At 66.4% G+C, this 23,067-nt stretch carries 18 protein-coding genes and 1 pseudogene; 10 read left to right on the forward strand and 9 right to left on the reverse strand.

The features are described from left to right. Positions 1–28: 28 nt before the first annotated feature. A complete protein-coding gene (gene proC / locus CXG43_RS04195) occupies positions 29–850 on the reverse strand; it encodes a pyrroline-5-carboxylate reductase (protein WP_101098799.1) in 822 nt (273 codons plus the stop codon). An 18-nt stretch (positions 851–868) separates the two neighbouring features. After that, positions 869–1,525, reverse strand: a complete 657-nt coding sequence (locus CXG43_RS04200) for a YggS family pyridoxal phosphate-dependent enzyme (protein WP_232767595.1) — start codon at positions 1,523–1,525, stop codon at positions 869–871. Between the two features lie 108 nt (positions 1,526–1,633). Between CXG43_RS04200 and CXG43_RS04205 the strand changes: the two genes are divergently transcribed. From CXG43_RS04205 to CXG43_RS19585, 3 genes and pseudogenes are all read left to right on the forward strand, one after another. Continuing rightward, the gene (locus tag CXG43_RS04205; protein WP_042613426.1) at positions 1,634–2,671 is read left to right on the forward strand and encodes a type IV pilus twitching motility protein PilT; all 1,038 of its coding nucleotides are present in this window, start codon (positions 1,634–1,636) and stop codon (positions 2,669–2,671) included. Between the two features lie 87 nt (positions 2,672–2,758). Next, positions 2,759–3,904: a PilT/PilU family type 4a pilus ATPase gene (locus CXG43_RS04210; protein ID WP_080335115.1), complete on the forward strand. Its 1,146-nt coding sequence runs from the start codon at positions 2,759–2,761 to the stop codon at positions 3,902–3,904. Positions 3,905–3,986: 82 nt separating this feature from the next. Beyond that, positions 3,987–4,157, forward strand: a pseudogene (locus CXG43_RS19585) (cupin domain-containing protein); the annotation flags it as partial. A 55-nt stretch (positions 4,158–4,212) separates the two neighbouring features. On the opposite strand, the gene CXG43_RS04220 reads toward CXG43_RS19585, so the two are convergent. Further along, entirely contained in the window at positions 4,213–5,592 is a 1,380-nt protein-coding gene (locus CXG43_RS04220; protein WP_101098801.1) for a sigma-54 dependent transcriptional regulator, read from the reverse strand. A gap of 60 nt (positions 5,593–5,652) precedes the next feature. Beyond that, complete coding sequence (locus tag CXG43_RS04225; RefSeq protein WP_101098802.1) at positions 5,653–7,269, reverse strand: ATP-binding protein; 1,617 nt, start codon at positions 7,267–7,269, stop codon at positions 5,653–5,655. A 296-nt stretch (positions 7,270–7,565) separates the two neighbouring features. On the opposite strand from CXG43_RS04225, the gene sucC reads away from it, so the two are divergent. From sucC to CXG43_RS04250, 5 genes are all read left to right on the forward strand, one after another. Continuing rightward, positions 7,566–8,735, forward strand: coding sequence for an ADP-forming succinate--CoA ligase subunit beta (sucC, locus tag CXG43_RS04230; protein WP_057506903.1), 1,170 nt, complete (start codon positions 7,566–7,568; stop codon positions 8,733–8,735). Between the two features lie 21 nt (positions 8,736–8,756). Continuing rightward, complete coding sequence (gene sucD / locus CXG43_RS04235; RefSeq protein WP_042613433.1) at positions 8,757–9,632, forward strand: succinate--CoA ligase subunit alpha; 876 nt, start codon at positions 8,757–8,759, stop codon at positions 9,630–9,632. A 150-nt stretch (positions 9,633–9,782) separates the two neighbouring features. Continuing rightward, a complete protein-coding gene (locus CXG43_RS04240; protein WP_101098803.1) occupies positions 9,783–11,417 on the forward strand; it encodes an NAD+ synthase in 1,635 nt (544 codons plus the stop codon). A gap of 304 nt (positions 11,418–11,721) precedes the next feature. After that, positions 11,722–12,489, forward strand: coding sequence for a hypothetical protein (locus tag CXG43_RS04245; RefSeq protein ID WP_157825204.1), 768 nt, complete (start codon positions 11,722–11,724; stop codon positions 12,487–12,489). A gap of 113 nt (positions 12,490–12,602) precedes the next feature. Next, positions 12,603–13,469, forward strand: a complete 867-nt coding sequence (locus CXG43_RS04250; RefSeq protein WP_157825205.1) for a hypothetical protein — start codon at positions 12,603–12,605, stop codon at positions 13,467–13,469. 83 nt (positions 13,470–13,552) lie between these two features. Here CXG43_RS04250 and CXG43_RS04255 read toward each other — a convergent pair whose 3' ends face one another. Beyond that, positions 13,553–14,437, reverse strand: a complete 885-nt coding sequence (locus CXG43_RS04255) for an outer membrane protein assembly factor BamD (protein WP_101098806.1) — start codon at positions 14,435–14,437, stop codon at positions 13,553–13,555. A 114-nt stretch (positions 14,438–14,551) separates the two neighbouring features. On the opposite strand from CXG43_RS04255, the gene rluD reads away from it, so the two are divergent. Together rluD and pgeF are read left to right on the forward strand one after the other, a co-directional pair. Next, positions 14,552–15,547, forward strand: a complete 996-nt coding sequence (gene rluD / locus CXG43_RS04260; RefSeq protein ID WP_101098807.1) for a 23S rRNA pseudouridine(1911/1915/1917) synthase RluD — start codon at positions 14,552–14,554, stop codon at positions 15,545–15,547. Further along, on the forward strand, positions 15,547–16,314 hold the full coding sequence (gene pgeF / locus CXG43_RS04265; RefSeq protein WP_101098808.1) for a peptidoglycan editing factor PgeF: 768 nt from the start codon (positions 15,547–15,549) through the stop codon (positions 16,312–16,314). The genes rluD and pgeF overlap by 1 nt, the downstream gene beginning before the upstream one ends. 78 nt (positions 16,315–16,392) lie before the next feature. Here pgeF and otsA read toward each other — a convergent pair whose 3' ends face one another. The 4 genes from otsA to CXG43_RS04285 form a co-directional block, all read right to left on the reverse strand. After that, on the reverse strand, positions 16,393–17,757 hold the full coding sequence (otsA, locus tag CXG43_RS04270; RefSeq protein ID WP_101098809.1) for an alpha,alpha-trehalose-phosphate synthase (UDP-forming): 1,365 nt from the start codon (positions 17,755–17,757) through the stop codon (positions 16,393–16,395). After that, complete coding sequence (locus CXG43_RS04275; protein ID WP_101098810.1) at positions 17,754–19,535, reverse strand: glycoside hydrolase family 15 protein; 1,782 nt, start codon at positions 19,533–19,535, stop codon at positions 17,754–17,756. The genes otsA and CXG43_RS04275 overlap by 4 nt, the downstream gene beginning before the upstream one ends. Positions 19,536–19,571: 36 nt before the next feature. Continuing rightward, positions 19,572–20,330 (reverse strand): trehalose-phosphatase, encoded by a 759-nt coding sequence (gene otsB / locus CXG43_RS04280; protein ID WP_101098811.1) that lies wholly within the window; start codon positions 20,328–20,330, stop codon positions 19,572–19,574. Between the two features lie 193 nt (positions 20,331–20,523). Continuing rightward, complete coding sequence (locus tag CXG43_RS04285) at positions 20,524–22,953, reverse strand: TonB-dependent receptor (RefSeq protein ID WP_101098812.1); 2,430 nt, start codon at positions 22,951–22,953, stop codon at positions 20,524–20,526. Positions 22,954–23,067: the final 114 nt, after the last annotated feature.

Consider the following 23,067-nt stretch of genomic DNA (forward strand, 5'->3'; position numbering starts at 1 on the left):
GGCCAGCGGCCGTCAGTGCCGTCGGGGTTCAATCGTTGGCGGCGGACAGTTCGCGGCCGCGTGCCTGGGCGGCGGCCAGCGCCTTCGCGACCAGCGCCTCGAAGCCGCCGGCCTGGAAGGCCTCGATCGCCGCCTGCGTGGTGCCGCCCGGCGAGGTCACCCGGCGGCGCAGTTCGGCCGGCGCTTCACCGGCTTCATCGAGCATCCGTGATGCGCCCAGCAGGGTCTGCTGCACCAGCGTGCGCGCCGCCTCGGCCGGCAATCCCTGCGCGATGCCGGCCGCTTCCATCGCCTCGGCCAGCAGGAACACGTACGCAGGGCCGCTGCCGGACACCGCAGTGACCGAGTCCATCAGCGCTTCATCGTCCACCCACACCGTGCGTCCGGCGCTGGACAACACCCGATCAGCCTGCGCGCGTTGATCCTCGCTGACCTGGGCGGTGGCGAACAGGCCGGTGACTCCCGCACCCAGCAGGGCAGGGGTGTTGGGCATCGCGCGCACCACGGCGATGTCGCCGCCCAGCCAGCGATCCAGCTGGCTGCTGGTGATGCCGGCGGCGATGGAGACCAGCAGCGGTCGCTGCGCGGCCGCCACGGGCTGCAGCGAGGCACACACTTCAGGCAGCACCTGCGGCTTCACCGCCAGTACCCAGGCGCGGGCCTGGGCAGCGGCCTCACCCGCGGTGGCATACGTGGTGACCCCGAAGTCAGCAGCCAGCGCATCGCGAAGGGCGTCCACCGGCTCGGCGACATGGATGTCGGCGGCCGGGATACCCTGTCGGACCAGGCCGGCAATCAGGCTGCGGGCCATGTTGCCGCCGCCGATGAAAGCGATGGAGGAATCGGTCATGCGGATGCTCCTTTCAGTTCAGGCCGGACGGACGCGCGCGCCGAACAGCGCGGTGCCGATGCGGACCATGGTGGCGCCATCGGCGATGGCCTCGGCGTAGTCGCTGCTCATGCCCATCGACAGCGTGTCGGCCTGCGGGTATCGGCTCTGCAGAGCCTGCTGCAGCGCCTGCATGCGGCTGAACGCCGCGTGGCGTTGCGCAGGATCGGGCCACGGCGCCGGGATGGCCATCAGCCCGCGCAGCTGCAGGGTGGGCTCGGCGGCGATGGCAGCCGCCAGCGCGTCGACCTGCGCAGGCAGGCAGCCGTGCTTGCTGCTTTCATCGTCGATGTTGACCTGGATCAGCACGTTCAAGGGCGGCAGATCAACCGGCCGATGGCGCGCCAGGGCGGTGACCAGCTTGCTCCGGTCCACGCTCTGCACCCATTGGAAATGACGCGCGACAACCTCGGCCTTGTTCGACTGCAGGTGGCCGATCAGGTGCCATTCCAGCCCAAGGCCTTGCAGCGCCTCGATCTTCGCCAGCGCCTCCTGCACGTAGTTCTCGCCGAAAGCGCGCTGGCCTTCGGCCGCCAAGCCAGCAATCGCCGACGCCGGCTGGTTCTTGGACACGGCCAGCAGAGTGGGCACTGGCCGCCCGGCGGCCTGCGCCGCGTTCTGCAGGTTGCTCAGTATTCCGGGCAGGGGACTTTGCACGTGACGCGTTCCGGTCTGACAGGACGCTATACTGACGCCCGGGGAAAGATCCTTCCAGTCGAAGCCGTTATTGGGGAGTAGCCGCTCATGGATATCGCCGAGCTGTTGGCGTTTTCCGTAAAAAACAAAGCATCCGACCTGCACCTGTCCGCAGGCCTGCCGCCGATGATCCGCGTGGATGGTGACGTCCGCCGCATCAACATCCCGGCGCTGGACCACAAACAGGTGCATGCGCTTGTCTACGACATCATGTCGGACAAGCAGCGTCGCGATTACGAAGAGTTCCTCGAGGTCGATTTCTCGTTCGAGATCCCGTCGCTCGCGCGCTTCCGTGTCAATGCCTTCAACCAGAACCGCGGTGCCGGTGCGGTGTTCCGTACCATTCCCTCCGAAGTGCTGACGCTGGAGGACCTGGCCTGCCCGCCGCTGTTCCGCGAGGTGATCCAGCAGCCGCAGGGCCTGATCCTGGTGACCGGCCCGACCGGTTCCGGCAAGTCGACCACGCTGGCGGCGATGATCGATTACATCAACAAGAACGAGTACGGGCACATCCTCACCGTCGAGGACCCGATCGAGTTCGTGCACACCTCGCAGAAGTGCCTGATCAACCAGCGTGAAGTGCACCGTGACACGCACGGCTTCAACGAAGCGCTGCGTTCGGCCCTGCGTGAAGATCCGGACATCATCCTGGTCGGCGAACTTCGCGATCTTGAAACCATCCGCCTGGCCCTGACCGCGGCGGAAACCGGCCACCTGGTGTTCGGCACGCTGCACACCAGTTCGGCGGCCAAGACCATCGACCGCATCATCGACGTGTTCCCGGCTGGCGAAAAGCCGATGGTGCGCTCGATGCTGTCCGAGTCGCTGCGCGCGGTGATCTCGCAGGCCCTGTTGAAGAAAGTGGGCGGCGGTCGTACCGCGGCCTGGGAAATCATGGTCGGCACCCCGGCCATCCGCAACCTGATCCGCGAGGACAAGGTGGCGCAGATGTATTCGGCCATCCAGACCGGCCAGCAGCACGGCATGATGACCCTGGACCAGCACCTGCAGGACCTGGTCAAGCGCAGCCTGATCACGCGCAACCAGGCCAAAGAGTACGCCAAGGACAAGCGCCTGTTCGAGTAAGGCAGGCGACGGCGGGCGGCGCGCGTCGGCTCGGCGCGCACCGCGGGCCGCCGTGCCGAGCCCCCGTCCCGTTTCCTGGAGTCTGCCGTGAACAGTGCCGCCACCAACACCATCGATTTCACTTCCTTCCTCAAGCTGATGGCGCACCAGCGCGCCTCGGACCTGTTCATCACCGCAGGCATGCCGCCGGCGATCAAGGTCAACGGCAAGATCTCGCCGATCACCCAGACCCCGCTGACGCCGCAGCAGAGCCGCGACCTGGTGCTGAACGTGATGACGCCGGCACAGCGCGAGGAATTCGAAAAGACCCACGAGTGCAACTTCGCCATCGGCCTGTCCGGTGTCGGTCGCTTCCGTGTCAGCTGTTTCTACCAGCGCAACCAGGTCGGGATGGTGCTGCGCCGGATCGAAACGCGCATCCCCACCGTGGATGAGCTGGCGCTGCCGCCGATCATCAAGACGCTGGCGATGACCAAGCGAGGCATCATCCTGTTCGTCGGCGCTACCGGCACCGGCAAGTCGACTTCGCTTGCGGCGATGATCGGCTACCGCAACCACAATTCGACCGGGCACATCATCACCATCGAGGATCCGATCGAGTTCGTGCACCGCCATGAGGGCTGCATCATCACCCAGCGCGAAGTCGGCATCGATACCGACAGCTGGGAAGCGGCGCTGAAGAACACCCTGCGCCAGGCGCCGGACGTGATCATGATCGGCGAGGTGCGTACCCGCGAAGGCATGGACCATGCCATCGCCTTCGCCGAAACCGGCCACCTGGTGCTGTGCACGCTGCATGCGAACAACGCCAACCAGGCGATGGACCGCATCATCAACTTCTTCCCGGAAGACCGGCGCAACCAGCTGCTGATGGATCTGTCGCTGAACATCAAGGGCGTGGTCGCGCAGCAGCTGATTCCTTCGCCCGATGGCCGTTCGCGCAAAGTGGCGATGGAGATCATGCTGGGCACTCCGCTGGTGCAGGATTACATCCGCGAAGGTGAGATCCACAAGCTGAAGGAAGTGATGAAGGAGTCCACCCAGCTGGGCATGAAGACCTTCGACCAGAGCCTGTTCGAGCTGTACCAGGCGGGCGAGATCAGCTACGAGGACGCGCTGCGCTATGCGGATTCGCAGAACGAAGTGCGCCTGAAGATCAAGCTGAGCCAGGGCGGCGACGCCCGCACGCTGGCGCAGGGCCTGGACGGGGTGGAGATCTCCGAAGTCCGCTGAGCCCGGACGGGTGGAGGCGGCCCCGGAGGTGCGGACCTCGCTCCGCATGCGCGCAGCGCGGCTTGCCGCGCCCGCCGAGCATGCAGGCGCCGGCTGGGTGCAGGAGTGGGACAAGCCGCGGCAGGCCTTGCGGACCGGCGACGTGGTGTGGATTGCGCTGGGCGTGAAGCGCTGGCACGGCGCGTAGGCGATGGATGGCAGCCCGGTGACCTGGCTGGAACAGGTCACCGATGCGCAGTACGAAGAACGGTAGTGACGGCCGCTGGCCGTCATGGCGCAATGCGGACGACCAGCGGTCGTCACTGCCCTCATTCCATGCCGAGTTTCTTCAGCTTGTAGCGCAGCGCGCGGAAGGTGATGCCAAGCTGCGCGGCGGTGCGGGTCTTGTTCCAGCGGTTCTCTTCCAGCGCGCGCTGGATGGCGGTGCGCTCCATCTGTTCGATGTAGGAGGGCAGGGCGGCACTGCCTGCCGGCAGGTCGACGACCGCTTCCACCGGCGGTGCGGCGTTGCTGCCACCGTTGCGGCCATTGGGCTGCGGCAGGCGCAGGTCAGCCGCGCCGATGCTGTCTCCCTCGGCCAACGCCAGTGCCCGCTCCAGGATGTTTTCAAGTTCGCGCACGTTGCCGGGGAAGCCGTACACAGCGAGCGCTTCCAGTGCCGACGGCGCCAGCAGCGGCACGGCGCAGCCGTGGGTGCGCGCCAGCCGTGCCAGGATCGCAGCAGCCAGTTCGGGCAGGTCTTCATGGCGCTCGCGCAGCGGCGGAACGCGCAGTTCGATCACGTTGATGCGGTAGTACAGGTCGTGCCGGAAGCGTCCTTCGTCCACCAGCTCGGACAAGTCCTTGTGGGTGGCCGACAGGATCCGCACGTCCACCGCGATTTCCGCCGAAGCACCGACCGGCCGGACTGATTTTTCCTGGATGGCGCGCAGCAGTTTGACCTGCATCTGCAGCGGCAGTTCGGCCACCTCGTCCAGGAACAGGGTGCCGCCGTGTGCTGCCTGGAACAGACCGGGTTTGTCGGCGTGGGCGCCGGTGAAGCTGCCCTTCTTGTGGCCGAAGAACTCGCTTTCCATCAGCTCCGACGGAATGGCACCGCAGTTGACCGGAATGAACGGGCCCGCCGCGCGCGCGCCCTGCTCGTGGATGGTGCGCGCGACCAGTTCCTTGCCCACCCCCGATTCGCCAAGGATGTACACCGGTGCCTGGCTGCGCGCGACCTTGCCCAGCGTGCTGCGCAGGGTATCCATCGCCGGTGAACCGCCGAGCAGGCGTCCTTGCTGTTCGGCCGGGGCGGCCGCGGGTGGCCGTTCGGTGTTGTTGAGTTCCAGCGCGTGCTTGACCAGTCCGCGCAGCACGGAGATGTCCACCGGCTTGCTGACGAAATCGAACGCGCCGGCCTTCAGCGCTTCCACGGCCAGGTCCATGCTGCCGAAGGCGGTGATCATCGCTACCGGCGTGCGCGGGTAGTGCTGGGCGATCTCGGTGACCAGTTCGATGCCGTTGCCATCGGGCAGCCGCATGTCGGTGATGCAGAGATCGTACGGATTGCTGGCCAGCAGCTCGCGTGCTTCGGCGAGATTGGCGGCGGTGTTGATACGCAGGCCCATCCGGCCCAGGGTCAGCACCAGCAGTTCGCGGATGTCGCGCTCGTCATCGACGACCAGTGCGCTACGGGTTTCGTTCATGGTTGAGAAGATAGCGGAGGGGGGCGATGCCGACAAATGTTTGACGCATGGTGCAGGCCGTCATCCCGACGACAAGGTATGCGGGGCGGGCAGGATGATGCGGAAACAGGCGCCGCCTGCGGGCACGGGCACGTATTCCAGGCGTGCCTGGTTGGCGCGGCACAGCTCGCGGGCGATGTACAGGCCCAGCCCGGTGCCGTGCTCGGACGTGGTGAAGAAGGGATTGAACAACTGTGCGGCGACAGCGTCGGGAATGCCGGGACCGCGATCCATCACGTCGATCACCGGGCTGCCTTCCAGCCGTGCCAGGCGCAGCCGCACGCGCGCCGGCTGTTCGCCGATGCGGCCATACTTCAGCGCGTTGTGGACCAGCGCGGTCAGCACCTGGTGCAGGTGGCGTGGATCGACCATCGCGGCGACCGAGGTCTCGGAGATGATTGATTCCACGCTGTCCGTTTCCAGCGACAGGCCCTGCTTGTACTCCAGCACGAAGCGGCGGATCAGCGCGGCCAGGTCCACGTTCTCCGGGTTGGCGCGCTCGCGGCGGGCAAGGCCCAGCACGCTTTCCACGATGCCGTTGGTGCGCTGGCACTGCTGGTGGATGATCTGCAGCAGGCGACGGTCGCCCTCGCTGAAGTTGGCGTCTTCTTCTTCCAGCAGCTGCACCGCGTAATTGATCGCCGCCAGCGGATTGCGGATCTCATGCGCCAGGCTGGCAGAGAAACGACCGAGCGCGGACAGGGTCAGCGATTCGGCCCGCTTGGACACCACGCTTGAGTCATCCAGGAACACCAGGGTGAGGTCACTGCCGGCCAGCAGGCGGGCGAATCGCGGCTGGACTTCGGGCTGGTCCGGGGACAGCATCAGCGGCGTCTCTTCCTGGTTCCCGCCGGTGCGCCAGCGGTGCAGCCGGCGCGCCAGTTCAGGCGCTGTGCGGGTCAGGCCCGGCCGCTCACCGCCGCTGCCGCCTTCGTGGTCACCGAGCAGCGCCGATGCGGCTTCGTTGACCAGGGTGATGCGGTTCTGGCCGTCCACCACCATCACCCCGGTGCGCATGCGGCGGATGATCAGCTCATTGATCTGGTAGAGGTTGGCTACTTCGTCGCCGCGCTGGTTGGCCAGCTGCTGGCTGTGGCGGGCGCGGTTGGCGACCTGCGAGCTGATGAACGCCAGCGCCAGGTAGCTGGTGGTGAACATCGCCAGTTCGGCCAGCGTACGGGTGGGGGCGCCGCCTTCCAGCAGCTTCCACAGGTACTCGGCGACGGTGGCGACGCTGGCCCCCACCGCCAGCCCCAGCGCCATCGGGAACGGCAGCATGGTAGCGGCGGCGGCGATGTTGAACAGCAGCGACATCGAGATGCCGGCACTGGCCCCGGGCAGGGCATGGGCCAGCAGCGAAGCGGCGACGATGTCCAGGCTGACGCCGACCAGCACGAACTGCCGCAGCCAGCGCTCGCTGCGCCCCAGCAGCAGCATCAGCACCGAGAACAGCCAGTAGCCACCGGACACGTAAGCGGCCAGTTCGGGGTGGTCGGCCTGCCCCAGCAGGTCGGCCATCGGGCTGAACATCAGCCCGGCGATCGCGGTGGCGATCAGCAGCCGGTACAGGGCAAAGAAATACAGTTCGCGTCGAGGAATGGACTCGATGCGGTCGATCAAGGATGTGGTCGGTGCCACGCCAAAACTCCCCTTCTGGCTTGCGTGCAGTATAGGCATGGATGGGCGCCTGGCCGGCCGATCACTGCGCAACGAACGCCCGCACGTGCCGTGAGCGGTGGCCGGGCAATCCCGGGGGGGTGTCACAAATAACTGAAAAACCAGAAAAATCCGGCGCCATGCGGCGCGTCATCCCGCTGTCTTTGCGCCACGCGCCGGGGTCAGCCACAATAGCGGGCCCGCCGCGGTCCGTGCCGGTGCCCGTGAGGGAGCCTTGGAGGAGATGCGTGCGGTCGTTCCTATTCCCACGGTGACGCATGAATTTCCACGAATACCAGTCAAAACAACTGCTTGCCGAGTACGGCATTCCCGTCCCGGCCGGCAAGGTCGCGGCTACCCCGGACGAAGCAGTCGCAGCAGCGACCTCGCTGGGCCAGGGCCCCTGGATGGTCAAGGCGCAGATCCATGCTGGCGGTCGCGGCAAGGCAGGCGGCGTCAAGTTCTGCAAGACCACCGACGATGTGAAGGCCGCTGCGGCCAAGATGCTCGGCACCAAGATGGCTACCTACCAGACCGCTGGCGTCGAGCTGCCGGTCAACCTGGTGCTGGTGACCACCGCCGGTGAGATCGTCAAGGAACTGTACCTGTCGGTCCTCGTCGACCGCGGCACCAAGACCATCACCTACATCGCTTCTTCGGAAGGCGGCGTGGAAATCGAGCAGGTCGCTGCTGAAACCCCGGAGCTGATCCATTCGCTCAACGTCGACTTCGTTGAAGGCGTGCAGGGTTACCACGGCCGTGATTTCGGCTTCAAGCTCGGCCTGACCGCCAAGCAGGCCGGCCAGTTCGCCAGCATCATGGTCAACCTGTACAAGCTGTTCAACGAAAAGGACCTGGCGCTGGTTGAAATCAACCCGCTGGCGATCCTGGACGATGGCAACCTGTACGCGCTGGACGGCAAGTTCGACAGCGATGACAACGCCGCGTTCCGTCAGAAGGCGCTGGTTGCGATGCGCGACAAGACCCAGGAAGACGAAACCGAAGTGACCGCTTCGGAGCTGGACATCAACTACGTCACCATGGACGGCAACATCGGCTGCATGGTCAACGGCGCAGGCCTGGCCATGGCCACCATGGACGTGATCAAGCTCAACGGCGGCGAGCCGGCGAACTTCCTGGACGTGGGCGGCGGTGCCAACAAGCAGCGCGTCATCGAAGCATTCAAGCTGATCCTGTCCTCGGACAAGGTCGAAGGCATCTTCGTCAACATCTTCGGCGGCATCGTCCGCTGCGACATGATCGCCGAAGGCATCATCGCCGCGGTCAAGGAAGTGGGCGTCAAGGTTCCGGTCGTGGTGCGCCTGGAAGGCACCAACGTGGAAGAAGGCAAGCAGCTGCTGCGTGACAGCGGCATGGCCATCATCCCGGCTGACAACATCAACGACGGCGCCAAGAAGGTCGTTGAAGCTGTCAAGAACGCCGCCTGATCCGACACCGAAGGAAATCCAATGTCAGTTTTGATCAACAAGAACACCAAGGTGATCGTGCAGGGCTTCACCGGCCAGCAGGGCACCTTCCACGCCACTCAGATGATCGAGTACGGCACCCAGGTCGTTGGCGGCGTGACCCCCGGCAAGGGCGGCACCACCCACATCGACCTGCCGGTCTTCAACACCGTGGCCGACGCCGTGCAGAGCACCGGCGCCAACGCCTCGGTCATCTACGTGCCGCCGCCGTACGCCGCTGATGCGATCCTGGAAGCCGCTGCTGCCGGTATCAAGGTCATCGTGTGCATCACCGAAGGCATCCCGGTGCTGGACATGCTGCGCGTCAAGAACGTGCTGACCCGCGCCCATGCGGACACCGTACTGATCGGGCCGAACTGCCCGGGCGTCATCACTCCGGGCGAATGCAAGATCGGCATCATGCCGGGCCACATCCACAAGCCGGGCAAGATCGGCATCGTGTCCCGTTCGGGCACGCTGACCTATGAAGCGGTCAAGCAGACCACGGAAGTGGGCCTGGGCCAGTCGACCTGCATCGGCATCGGTGGTGACCCGATCAACGGCCTGAACTTCGTCGACTGCCTGAAGCTGTTCAACGAAGATCCGCAGACCGAAGGCATCATCATGGTCGGCGAAATCGGCGGTGACGCCGAAGAAGCCGGTGCCGAGTACATCAAGCAGTTCGTGAAGAAGCCGGTGGTCGGCTTCATCGCCGGTGCGTCGGCTCCGGCCGGCAAGCGCATGGGCCACGCCGGTGCGATCGCATCGGGCGGCAAGGGCACCGCGGAAGGCAAGTTCGCCGCCATGGAAGCGGCCGGTGTTGTCACCGTCCGTTCGCCGGGCGACCTCGGCGCTGCCATCGCCAAGCTGGTCAAGTAAGGCCTCTGCCGGCCCCGGCCGGCACGATTCTGTAGCGCCGAGCCATGCTCGGCGGCTGCAGGAGTAAACAGAAAGCCGCCTTCGGGCGGCTTTCTGCGTTTGGGCGCGGCGCTACAATGGCGGCATGGCAACCACAGGCTGGAATCCCTAATGGCTTCGATCCGCATCGCGATGGCGCAGTTTGATTTCCCGGTCGGCGCAGTCGCCGCCAATACCGACCGGATCATCGAGATGATCGAGCAGGCGCGCGACGACCACGGCGCCGACCTGGTGCTGTTCCCCGAACTGGCCGTCAGCGGCTATCCGCCGGAAGACCTGCTGCTGCGGCCGGGTTTCCTGCAGCATTGCGAACAGGCAATGCAGCGCATCGCGCTGGCCTGTACCGGCATCACCGCCGTGGTCGGTTGGCCCGAACCGGCCGGCGCAGTGGTCTACAACGCGGCCAGCGTGCTGCGCGATGGCATCGTGGAAAAAACCTACCGCAAGCGCGAGCTGCCCAACTATGCGGTGTTCGACGAGCGCCGTTACTTCGATATCGACCCGGACGGCCCGAGCTGCGTGTTCGACGTCAACGGCGTGCCGGTAGGCGTACTGATCTGCGAGGACCTGTGGTTCGCCGAGCCGCTGGCCGACACCGTGCGCAATGGCGCGCAGCTGGTGGTGGTCCCCAATGCATCGCCCTATGAGCGTGGCAAGCATGCGCAGCGCGATGCGGTGCTGGCCGCGCGGACGCGCGAAAGCGGGGCCGCCATCGCCTACCTCAACGTGGTCGGTGGCCAGGACGCGCTGGTGTTCGATGGCGCGTCGGTGGTGGCCGATGCCGACGGCACCGTGCACCCGGCCGCCGCGGCCTTCGCCGAACAGTGGCTGGTGGTCGAGTACGAAAGCGAAGCCCGGCGCTTCATGCCGCTGCAGTGGATGGACGACGGCGATGAGAGCATGGACGCGCTGGCATGGCGCGCGGTCACCCGCGGCCTGCAGGACTACTGCAGCAAGAACGGGTTCCGGAAAGTCTGGCTGGGCTTGTCCGGTGGCATCGATTCGGCGCTGGTGCTGGCGATGGCCGTGGATGCACTGGGCGCGGAGAACGTGACCGCCGTGCGGCTGCCTTCGCGTTACACCGCCGGACTGTCCAACGACCTGGCCAGCGAACAATGCGAGGCGCTCGGCGTGAAGCTCGAAGAAATCTCCATCGAGCCTGCGTTCAAGGGCCTGATGGAGGCGCTCGGGCCGATGTTCGAAGGCACCACGCCGGACATCACCGAAGAGAACCTGCAGAGCCGCAGCCGCGGGGTGATCCTGATGGCGCTGGCCAACAAGTTCGGTGGCCTGCTGCTGACCACGGGCAACAAGAGTGAGTACGCGGTGGGTTACGCGACCATCTACGGGGACATGTGCGGCGGATACGCACCGCTAAAGGACCTGTACAAGACCGAAGTGTTCGGGCTGGCCAAGTGGCGCAATACCGTGGGCGGCGCACCGGTGATTCCGCCGGCGGTGATCAGCCGGCCGCCGTCGGCCGAACTGCGTGAGAACCAGACCGACCAGGATTCGCTGCCGGCCTACGACGTGCTGGACGGCATCCTGTACCGCTTCGTGGACCAGGAACAATCGCGCGAGGAAATCATCGCCGCCGGTTATGCCACCGAGGTGGTGGAGCGTGTGCTGCGGCTGGTGCGCATCAGCGAATGGAAGCGCCACCAGGCCGCGCCGGGCCCGAAGGTCTCGCGCCGCGCATTCGGGCGGGAGCGACGCTATCCGATCACCAACGGATACCAGGGTTGAAGGGCGCGAACCCCTGAGAGCAGTGCTCTGAGCGAAATCTGCATGCAGCCACCTGTGATAGCGGCAATCTTGGTAGCCCCGATCAGCAGGAGTGCATTGCATGAATCTGACTCCCACCGTGCCGGTACAGGCGACGATCAGCGCCGTGAGCGCAGCCCCCGCCCGACGGCGCTGTCCCGCCCCCCACGCCGGGTCACTGCCGGGCCGTTTGAAGCAGGTGTCCAACGCGGCGGGGTGCTTGGCGCTGCGGGGCCTGAAGGCGGCATGTCGTGAGCCTGGAAGGGCCCTCACCTGGATGGCGGCGATGCTGGCCGGCCTGCGCCCGGTCGGCGCGGGGCCGTCCGGCTGCCGGTATCCTGGCCTGCCCGGCCCGGTGGGTGTTGCCGATGCACCCGCTTCGACGGCTGCTGACCAGTGGGAACAGACAGGCCGCCACATCGGTGCCGAGGTAGCGCTGTGCATGCGCACGCGCCATCTGGCGGGTATCGTTCCGGCCGCCACCGAGGCGCACTGCATGGGACAGATCGCGTTCAATCGTGCGATGGAGATCCCGTTCGATCCGGATCAGTTCCGCGAGGTAGGGCGTGAGGCGCCTGACCTTGATTCCGAAGCCGGCCAGTATGTCGCCCTGGTCGAGCGTGGCATGCATGCTTCGGTGACGATGGTGAAGCCCACGCCGGTACTGCAGAACATCGAGGATGCGGCGCGCCTCGCCAATGGGCTGCCTGCGGTCCAGCATCGGATCAAACACGCCGCAGGCCGCATCATCAGGGACTGCAACCTTGACGAGCGCGTGGACAATGATGCGCTGGGTCAACCAGGATTGTTCATCCGGGCGGACCTGGACCTGGTCCTGCAGGAAGCGTGCAGCGAAGAGATATTGGTTCCCCCAACCACCATGGAGCTGCGGCGCGCCAATGCGGCGTTGTATTACCAGTCTGACCGCGTGAAGGACGAGCGCGCCTTCCTTGTCGGGCAGCATCGCATCCATGCAGGCCAGGCGTCCGCATCGGCAGAGCGGGCCTTCGAAGCGAAGGTCGTCGATCTGATCGCCGAACGCACCGGGATCTGAGTTCCAGGCGCGCGCCGGTTGAGCGGCGCAGCCTGCTTTCCAGCAGCACGCATGTGCAACCCAGGAGCAACCAGATGAGACTTGCCGAGATGTTCGTCGCCGGCCTTGGCGCCGTGGCCGGGCTGCAGGGCCGAAGTGCCCAGCGGGCCAGCCAGCCTTCCGTCGACTCCAGATTGATGCATCTGCCCATTGCCGATATCTGCAACCACGGCACCCACTGGATGGTGCCGAACGGTGCCGGCCGCCAGCTGCAGGATGCGCCGATCGGCTTGGCGGACGTGGAGGTCGCATTCGAGAATTGCCTGTATCGCATCTCGTCTCGTGGCCTGCCGGAGCAGCGCAGGACTGTGTTGTGCCTGCTCGAGCTGGCAGGCGATGCCTGCGCCGACGGCGACGATGTGTGGTGCGTCGATGCACTGAGGCGATCAGCGATGGATGTGATACCAGAAGCGGGCAGGAGGCTTGCCGCTTCCTTCGAGCCCGGCACGTTGCCCAGGGCGACCTATCGCTCGCTGGACCAGCTGCGCAAGGACGTGCATGCCGAGTTCAGCGGAAAGAGCACGTATCAGGATGCCATGTTGGCGCTGGAGATCGAGTTGGTCGACCGCACTGGACTGGGCCTGGAGCGACTGACGTCGCCGCTGACCGTGGCCGATCTGATGCAGGTACTGAGCGAAAAGGACAGCGGTGAAGTGGTGGGCGCCACCACGATGGATCGTTTCGACTGGGTTGCCAAAGACGAGGGGCTCAAGCTGGGCGAGCCGCTGAGGGCCATCGGGCAGGAGACGATCAACGCCCGGCCCGAGGATTACCCGGAAGATCTTGGCGTCGAGCTGGCGAACTGGCTGGGCCGGAACTTCCCCGATGATCCTGCCGTGCCGCTCACCCCGCACCAGCGGCGGCATGTGCTACGCCTGTTGGTGGACCACATCAATGCACGTATCCCCCAGCGCAGCAGCAGCGCCGAAGCAACCGACTGACTGCGGAAACGGACCGGCCCGCCACAGAAAAGCCCCGCAGCAGAACTGCGGGGCTTTCAGTTTTTCAGCGACGCGTGAGCTGATTACTTGCGGTTCATCGTCGCGTTGCGCATGCCGGTGGTGGCCGACTTCTCGCCCGCGAACGGGTTGAGCTTGCGGATCATCCACGGGTAGTTCGGCCAGTCGTTCTGCAGCCACGGGTGGTCCGGGGCGTTGAGCTCCAGCACACGGCGGGCGTCACCGGCCAGCGTCTCGTTGCCGGCGCGGGTGTAGGCCTCGGCCAGCACCGCCACCGCATCGTACTGGTAGGCACTCTGCGGGTAGGTTTCCAGCAGGTAGTTGGCACGGCCCGCAGCGGACAGCCACGCTTCCCGGCGCAGGTAGTACAGCGCGTTGTCCAGCTCGTGCTGGGCGAACACGTCACGCAGTTCGGTCATCCGGCGGCGTGCATCTTCGGCGTAGCGGCTGTTCGGGTAGCGGTCGATGACGATGTTGAAATCGGCATAGGCCTGGCGCGGCGTGGACAGGTCGCGGCGGCTGGCGTCCAGTGACCATACGCGGCGCAGGAAAACCGTATCGCGGTTGCTGTTGGACAGGCCACGCAGGTAGTACATGTACGCCACGTTGCGATGGGTGGGGTAGGTCCGGATGAAGCGGTCGATGCTGGACACCGCATCGTCGTGCTTGCCGGCCTTGAACTGGGCGTAGGCGGTTTCGATCATCGCCTGTTCGGTGTAGGGGCCGTACGGATACTGGGCCACCAGGCGGCGGAAGCTGGTTTCCGCACCGCTCCAGTTGCCGCCTTCCATCAGGCCGTGGGCCTTCTGGTACAACGTCTCGACCGGTTGGCCTTCATCGGGGTTGTCCCCCTTGGTGCCACGGTTGCAACCAGTGGCGGCGATCACCAGGACCAGCAGCAGGGCGGTCAGGCGGACGGGCGCAAAGAGCGGGGAAGAGCGTCGGATCATGAGGTCAAGGCGGGACGCGGCTGGAATACGAAGGGTCGATGATAGCCTAGTGTCCTGTCCCGCGACTGAAACCTGTCCACGGGACCCCCAATTTCGTCTCCAAAAGTTGCCGCCATGTCCGAATCTGCTGCTGAACAGGCCCGCCAGGCCGTTGTCCCCGATACCGCCGCCGGTCGTCGTTTCGACGCGGTGCTGGCCGAACTGTTCCCCGAATACTCCCGTTCCAAGCTGACCGAGTGGATCAAATCCGGCGACGTGCTGCTGGACGGGGTGACCGTGCGCGGCCGTGACCCGGTGCGCGGCGGCGAGGTCGCCACGCTCAATGCGGTGCTGGAAACCCAGACCCACGCAGAGCCGGAGGACATCCCGCTGGACGTCCTGTTCGAAGACGAACACCTGCTGGTGATCAACAAGCCGGTGGGCCTGGTGGTGCACCCGGGCGCCGGCAATTCCAGCGGCACCCTGGTCAACGCGCTGCTGTTCCGCGATCCGTCGGTGTCGGCGTTGCCGCGCGCGGGCATCGTGCACCGGCTGGACAAGGACACCAGCGGTGTCATGGTGATCGCCCGCACCATCCAGGCACAGACCGCGCTGGTGGAACAGCTGTCCGCACGCCAGGTGCATCGCCAGTACCTGGCGGTGGTGGTCGGTGCGCTGGTGGCCGGCGGTACCGCGGATGCGCCGATCGACCGCCATCCGCGTGACCGCCTGAAGATGGGCGTGCGCGAAGACGGCAAGGAGGCGATCACCCATTACCGCCTGCGCGAGCGCTTCCGTGCCCATACGGCGCTTGAGTGCCGGCTGGAAACCGGCCGCACCCACCAGATCCGCGTGCACATGGCGCACCTGCGCCACGCGATCGTCGGGGACCAGCTGTACGGCGGCGCGCTGAAGCTGCCGAAGGGCGCCAGCGATGAGCTGGTCGCTGCGCTGCGTGGTTTCAAGCGCCAGGCCCTGCATGCCGAAACGCTGGAGTTCGTGCACCCGATCACCGGCGAGATGGTGCGCAACACCGCGCCGGCGCCGGCCGACATGCTGCAGCTGTTGAAAGCCCTGCGCGATGACAGCGAGCTGTTCGCCGAGCGCGAGCGCGGCCGCGACCGCCGCTGATGGACAGCGCGCTGCCCCTGCTGATGCCGCAGTGGCCGGCCCCGGCCGGGGTGCGCGCGCTGACCACGCGGCGGCATGGGGCGGGGGTGTCGTTGCCGCCGTTCGACCAGTTCAACCTGGGCAACCGGCATGCCGCCGATGGCGACCAGCCGGCCCACGTGGAGCGCAACCGCGCGCTGCTGCACGCCGGCCTGGCCTTGCCCTCGCCGCCGCACTGGCTGCGCCAGGTACATGGCACCACGGTGTTGCGGTTCGACGCAGCGCCGGTGGCCGGTGCGAGTGAGCCGGTGGCCGATGCCGCGGTGACCTCGGTGCCCGGCGTGGTGCTGGCGATCCTGACCGCGGACTGCCTGCCGGTAGTGCTGGCCGCTCGCGATGGCAGCGAGGTGGGGGCCGCGCATGCAGGCTGGCGTGGGCTGGCCGATGGCATGCTGGAAGCGACCGTGGCGGCGATGCAGACACCGCCGTCCGGGCTGCTGGCCTGGCTGGGGCCGGCGGCCGGACCGGCTGATTATGAGATCGGCGAAGAGGTCCACCATGCATTCGTGGGTCATGACCCTGCCGCAGCGGCCGCCTTCGTGGCGACGCGTCCGGGCCACTGGAAAGTGGACCTGTACGCCTTGGCGCGGATGCGCCTGCAGGCGGCGGGGCTGAAGGGCGCTGACATCCATGGCGGCACGTACTCGACGATGGCCGACCCGGATCTGTTCTCGCACCGCCGCGACCGCCGAACCGGGCGCATGGCGACCCTGGCCTGGATCGGATAGCGCCGAGCCGTGTTCGGCGGAATGGATCGGCCAACGGCCCGCTGCGCTCGCCGACCATGGGTCGGCGCTACCGGGATGTCAGGCCTCCAGGGCCTGCAGGAAGGTCTGCCGCCAGTGGTTGATGTCGTAGCGGCGCAGGTGGTCCATCATCGCGTTCCAGCGCTCCTGGCGGCGCTTGAGCGGCATGGTGGCCGCGGTGGCGATGGCATCGGCCACACCGTCCAGGTCGTGCGGATTGACCAGCAGCGCCTGCTTCATCTCATCGGCCGCACCGGCCAGCAGTGACAGCACCAGCACGCCGGGGTTGTCCGGGTCCTGCGACGCCACGTATTCCTTGGCGACCAGGTTCATGCCGTCACGCAGGGGTGTCACCAGGCCCACGGCGGCGGCACGGTAGAAGCCGGTCAGCGTGGCGTGGGTGAAGTTCTGGTTGACGTAACGCAGCGGCGTCCAGTCCGGTGCCGCGTGGCCGCCGTTGATGTGCCCGGCGATCTGCTCCAGCTGGCTGCGCAGATCGCGGTACTCGGTGACGTCGCCGCGCGATACCGGGGCGATCTGCAGATAGGTCAGGCTGCCATGCTGGTCGGCATGCCGTTCCAGGTAGCGCTCGAAGCCCTTGAAGCGCTCCGGCAGGCCCTTGGAGTAATCCAGCCGGTCCACGCCGATCGCCAGTTGGCGGTCACGCAGGCTGTTGCGCAGATCCTTCACCGCCGGCTTGTTGGCCGCAGCCTTGGCCTGCTGGGCGATGCGTTCGGTGTCGATGCCGATCGGGAAAGCGGCCGCGCGGAAAGTGCGGCCGTCCGGAGCCTCCAGCTTGCCATCACCCAGCACGCGGCCACCGCCGAACAAGCGCAGGTAGGTCTGGAAGCGGTCCGCATCGCGCTGGGTCTGGAAGCCAACCAGATCGCAGGCGTACAACGCGGAGAACAGCCGCAGGTGGTCGGGCATGGCCTGCAGCAGATCGGCCGAGGGCAGCGGGACATGCAGGAAGAAACCGATACGGCAGCCGATGCCGCGTTCACGCAGCATCGCCGCCAGCGGGATCAGGTGGTAGTCGTGGATCCAGACGATGTCGTCTTCGCGCAGCAGCGGCGCCAGCTTGCTGGCGAACAGCTCGTTGACCCGGTGGTAGGTTTCGCGGGTGCCGCGATCGTAGTCCACCAGGTCCAGGCGGAAGTGCAGCAGCGGCCACAACGTGCGGTTGGCGAAGCCGTTGTAATACCCGTCCACGTCACGCTTGTTGAGGTCCATGGTGACATAGCGGATATCACCGTTGACCTGCTCATGCAGCGCACCGCTGTTGTCCTTCACCGACTTGCCGCTCCAGCCGAACCACAGGCCGCCGCGCTCCTTCAGCGCGGCCAGCAGGCCCACTGCCAGGCCTCCCGGACGGGTATCGCCGGGAATGGCGACGCGGTTGGAAACGACGACCAGACGACTCATGAAGCCTCCTGCCAGGAACGCGAAAGCCGCATCGCGGCGGTGATCAGGCCGACGTGCGAATAGGTCTGTGGGAAGTTGCCCCAGGCCTCGCCGCTTTCGAAGGAAAGGTCTTCGGAGAGCAGGCCCAGGTGGTTGCGCCGCGACAGCAGTACCTCGAACATCGCGCGGGCTTCTTCCATGCGACCGATCGCCGCCAGCGCGTCGATGTACCAGAAGGTGCAGATGGTGAAGCTGGTTTCCGGCTCGCCGAAGTCGTCGGGTGCGACGTAGCGGTACAGCGCGTCGCCGTGCTTGAGGTCACGGCCGATGGCCTCCACCGTGGTGATGAAGCGCGCATCCATGGGTTCGATGAACCCGATGTCGGCCAGCAGCAGCAGCGAGGCATCCAGGCGGTGCCCGCCGAAGGCATCGGTGAAATGGCCAAGCTCCTCGTTCCACGACTCCTTCATGATGCGCTGGTGGATGGTGTCGGCGCGCTCGCGCCAGTAGAACGCGCGGTCGTCCAGCTTCAGGCGCACGGCGATCTTGCACAGGCGGTCACAGGCGGCCCAGCACATCGCGGCGGTGTAGGTGTGCACTTCGGTGCGGCCGCGGAATTCCCACAGGCCAGCATCGGGGACGTCGTGCAGCAGGTAGGCCTGCTCGCCCAGCGGCTCCAGCCGCGCGAACGCGTGTGCGTCGCCGGGGTCCTGCAGGCGGCGGTCGAAGAACAGCTGGGTGGAGGCCAGCACCACGCTGCCGTAGACATCGTGCTGGCGCTGCACCCAGGCCAGGTTGCCGCGGCGCACCGGCCCCATGCCGCGATAGCCGGACAACGAGGGCACCTCGTGCTCGTCCAGGGTGGCCTCAAAGCCGATGCCGTACAACGGCTGCAGGGTGCCATCGGCAGTGGCCAGGTTGAAGATGTAGCCGAGGAACTGCTCCATGGTGCGGGTGGCGCCGAGCCGGTTGAGCGAGCGCACCACGAAGGCGGCGTCACGCAGCCAGCAGTAGCGGTAATCCCAGTTGCGGATGCTGCCCGGCGCCTCCGGGATGGAGGTGGTCATCGCCGCGATGATCGCGCCGCTGTCTTCGTACTGGCACAGCTTCAGGGTGATCGCACTGCGGATCACCGCCTCCTGCCATTCCAGCGGGATGGACAGGTAGCGCACCCACTCGCGCCAGTAATCGCGCGTGCGCTGGAAGGATTCCTGCACGTAGCCGCTCAGCGAGCGGTTGAGTGATTCATCCACGCCCAGCACCAGGTGCACCGGGTGGTTGAGCACGAACGGCAGGCCGTCGCGCACGAAGCGGATCGGCACGTCGGTGGTCAGGCGCAGTACGTGGTCGGGCAGTACCCAGCGCACGTGGTTGCTGCCCCAGGTGGAGTCGGGCACGCGCTGGCCCCAGTCGGCAAGCGGACGCGCCAGTACCCGGATGCGTGGGCTGCCGGCGATCGGGCGCACTTGGCGGATCAGGCTGACCGGGCGGTAAAAGCGGTCGTTCTGGCGCCAGCGTGGAGCGAAATCGATGATCTCCAGCGCGCCGCCGTGGCTGTCGCGCAGCACGGTGCGCAGGATCGCGGTGTTGCTGAGGTATTCCTGTTCGGTGCTGGCCAGGTCTTCCAGTTCGATGGCGAAATCGCCGCCTTCCTGCTGGTTCGGACTGAGCAGCGCGCAGAAGGTGGGGTCGCCGTCGAAGGTGGGCAGGCAGCTCCATACAACGCGCGCCTGGCGGTCGATCAACGCGCCGAAACTGCCGTTGCCGACGACACCGAGGTTCAGATCATGTTGGGACATGGGCGAAGCTTCTCGTCTGCGGCCGTGGGGGCCGGCCTACCACGCATTCTCACGCAACCATGCGTGCACGCTGCGTATGTCCGACAACTGGAAGACCGCCACGCTGGGCTCGCGTTCACCGACCAGCACGCTCCAGCCATGCAGCCCGTTGGAGGCTTCAAAGCCGTGTTCGTCGGTCAGATCATCGCCGATGAACACCGGCAGGCGACCGCGGAAGGGCAGGTACTGCATCATCCGGCGGACCGCGCGTCCCTTGTCGCTGCCGACCGGGACGAATTCGACGACGTGGTCGCCCGGCTGCAGTCGATAGCCGGCATTGCCGCGGATATGGCGGTTGGCGAAGGCGCGGACGTCGCTGGCGGCGTGCGGCGCACCGCGCCAGTGCAGGGCCATGCTGGGGCCTTTGTCTTCGACCAGCACGCCAGGATGGCCGTGGGCGAAGCGCATCGCCTGCTGGTGCAGGGCATGCAGCCATTCGGTGGTGCTTTCGTCCTCGGCGCTGTCGTGCAGCGCGCCGCCGGCATCACGCAGTTGGTGGCCGTGCAGGCCAGCGGCGGGCAGGTGCAGCGGCGCGAACAGCGCATCGAGCTGGTCCAGCGGGCGACCGCTTACCAGCGCCACGGCGCCTTCCAGGCGGTCGCTGATGCGGCCGATGGCCTCACGCACTTCCGGCAGCAGGGTGACCGCGTCGGGGCGGTCGGCGAACTCGATCAGGGTGCCATCCACGTCGAGGAACAATGCGCAGGCATCGTCCAGCAGCGGCGGTGGCGGACGAAGGGGGAGGTCGTTTGCCATGCCCGGCACGATGCCAGCGCAGGCGTGAGCATGGGGTCATCGCAGCGGACTGACCGGAGGGTGAGTTAAAGGGTGAGTGAGTGGGTGGGTGAGGGAGTGGGTGGGTGGGTGACGACCGTTGGTCGTCACCGCTTGGAGGCGTGACAACCAGCGGTCGTCACCCATCAGGCCGTCACCCAGTCCCTGCCCGCGCTTAGAAGGTGTAACGCACGCGGCCGTAGAAATACGCGCCATTGCTGCCGATCGGCGACAGTACGTCGTACGGCAGGTTGCCGTAGTAGTAGATGTCTTCGTTGGACAGGTCCGGGTAGTTGTCGGTCAGGTTCTGTCCGCCGATCGCCACGCTCCACTGCGGGGTGATGCGGTACTCGGCTTCCGCATCCAGCTGCCACTCGGCCTGGTAGGTCTGGGTCGGTTCGAAACCACCGCCGAAGTTGAACACGCGCGTGGCGCTGCCATGGCGGCTGACGCGGCTGGTCAGCGACCAGCGGTCGTTGCTCCACGAAGCAGAGAACTGCGCGCGCGTACGCGGCGTGGCGTCGGTCAGTGTGTTGCTTTCCTCCACGCCGAACAGCACATATGCCGAGTCCAGCGCCTGCAACGCGGCCGGGGTCGGCAGCACGTTCTTCAGCTCGGTCTTGGCGTAGGCCCAGGTGCCGGTCAGCTGAAGCTGGCCATCGCCCAGCGCATGCCGCCAGTTGGCCACCAGTTCGGCGCCACGGGTGCGGGTGTCGGCGGCATTGACGAAGAAGCTGGCGCTTTCCAGGCCGGTCACGCCGTACTGCTGCTGGACGAAACCGGTCAGCGCATCGCCGGTGATCGCTTCGGACAGCGCGATGCGGTCATCGATGTCGATCTGGAACAGGTCCAGCGAGACGTCGAAGTTGTCACCGATGCGGCTGGTGAAGCCCAAGCTGGTGTTGAGCGACTTCTCCGGCTTCAGGTCGGTGGCGCCGAGCCCGCGGGCGATCGGATTGTTCACCGACAGCAGGCGGCCCTGCACCAGCTGGCCGGCCGCGTTGTAGCCGGTGGAAGTCGACTCGTAACCGATCTGCGCCAGCGACGGGGCGCGGTAGTTGTTGGACACCGAGCCACGCAGCGCGAAGGCCGGGCTGAACGCATAGCGCAGGCCCAGCTTGCCGGTCAGTTCGCCACCAAAGTCATCGTGGTGTTCGTAGCGCGCGGCGATATCACTGGAGAAGTTGTCGCCGATCTGGCTGGACACGCTGGCGTAGACGCTGGCCACGTCGCGCGCCAGGTCTGCCGCATCCTGCGGGGTCAGGCCACCGCCGGCCTGCGAGCCGGTGGGACGATCGGTGAACGGACCGGCAGCGTAGCTGCCCGGATCGCCGGGGCGGGTTTCATAGCGTTCATGGCGGGCTTCCGCGCCCAGGCCAAGGGTATGGGTGATGTTCCCGCCCTGCTCGAACACCCGGCCCAGGTCCAGGTTCGCCACCGACTGCGCGTACTGGTAATCGGCGGTCTTGAAGCGCGTCGGGCTGGTCGGGCCGAGCGAAGCGTTCAAGGTGTTGCGCATGCGGTAGGTGAAGTCGTTCTGGCCGAAGTCCAGGCTGGCATCGTAGGTCCACTCGCCCCACTGGCCACGCGCACCGGCCACGGCCTGCACGTCGCGGTTTTCGCCTTCTGACACCGGTCGGTAACCGTTGGGATAGATCTCCTTCCAGTTCGCATCGCCATCCGGATAGCGGAAGTAGTTCGCGCCTTCGCTGTCACGCTGGTTGTAGGTACCGAAGGCGTAGAACGTGCTGGTTTCGCCGAACGGGAGTTCGGTGTTCAACCAGGCGTTGAGGTCCTTGCTGGCACCGTCGCCGAGCACGTAGTTGCGCTGTCCCTGCAGGGCCAGGTTGGCATCGGTCTGGTCCCACGGTGGGATCTGGTCGAAGCCGGCGCGGTTGGTCGCTTCGCGGTTCTTGTATTCCACGCCGACGCGCAGGAAGCCGCCGTCATCGCTCAGCGCGGTGCCGACGTTGGCGCTGAAGTTGCCGGTCTGGCCGTCGGTGAGGGTGCGGCCGATGGGCTTGAGGTCGGTGTGGTGTGCACCGAAGCTGGCTTCGATGGCGCCACCTTCCGGTGTGTTGTCCAGGATGACGTTGATCACGCCGGCCACCGCGTCCGAACCGTACAACGCACCAGCACCGTCGCGCAGCACTTCAATGCGCTTGATCGCGCTGACCGGGATGGCATTGAAGTCCACCGGCGTGGTGCCGCGGCCGATCTTGCTGCCGGTGCTGACCAGGGCGCTGTGGTGGCGGCGCTTGCCGTTCACCAGCACCAGCACCTGGTCCGGCGACAGGCCGCGCAACTGTGCGGCGCGCACGTGGTCGGCGCCGCCGGAGTTGGACTGGCGCGGGAAATTGAACGATGGCAGCAGCGACTGCAGCGCGCTGCCCAGCTCACCGTTGATGACGCCGGCCTTGCGGATGTCTTCGGCAGTCAGCACGTCCACCGGCGATGTCGATTCGAGGACGGTGCGGTCGGAGGCACGGGTGCCGGTGACGATCACCGTGTCCAGGTTGGTGGCGTCCTGTGCCGATGCGGCGAACGGGGAAAGCGCGAGCGCGATGGCGAGGCCAAGCGGCGACGCGGAAAGGCGGTGGGACATGCGGACTCCGGGAGCGACAACGTGGGGAAGGGGAGGGGATGGTTTCAATTACATCCATCCGGATATAGCGATATATTATCTTGGCGTGATGGGTTGTGGGACGCAAGTCCCGTT

Origin of the sequence: Stenotrophomonas sp. Bg11-02 (assembly GCF_002836635.1) — a bacterium.
In the GTDB taxonomy this organism is placed as follows: domain Bacteria; phylum Pseudomonadota; class Gammaproteobacteria; order Xanthomonadales; family Xanthomonadaceae; genus Stenotrophomonas; species Stenotrophomonas lacuserhaii.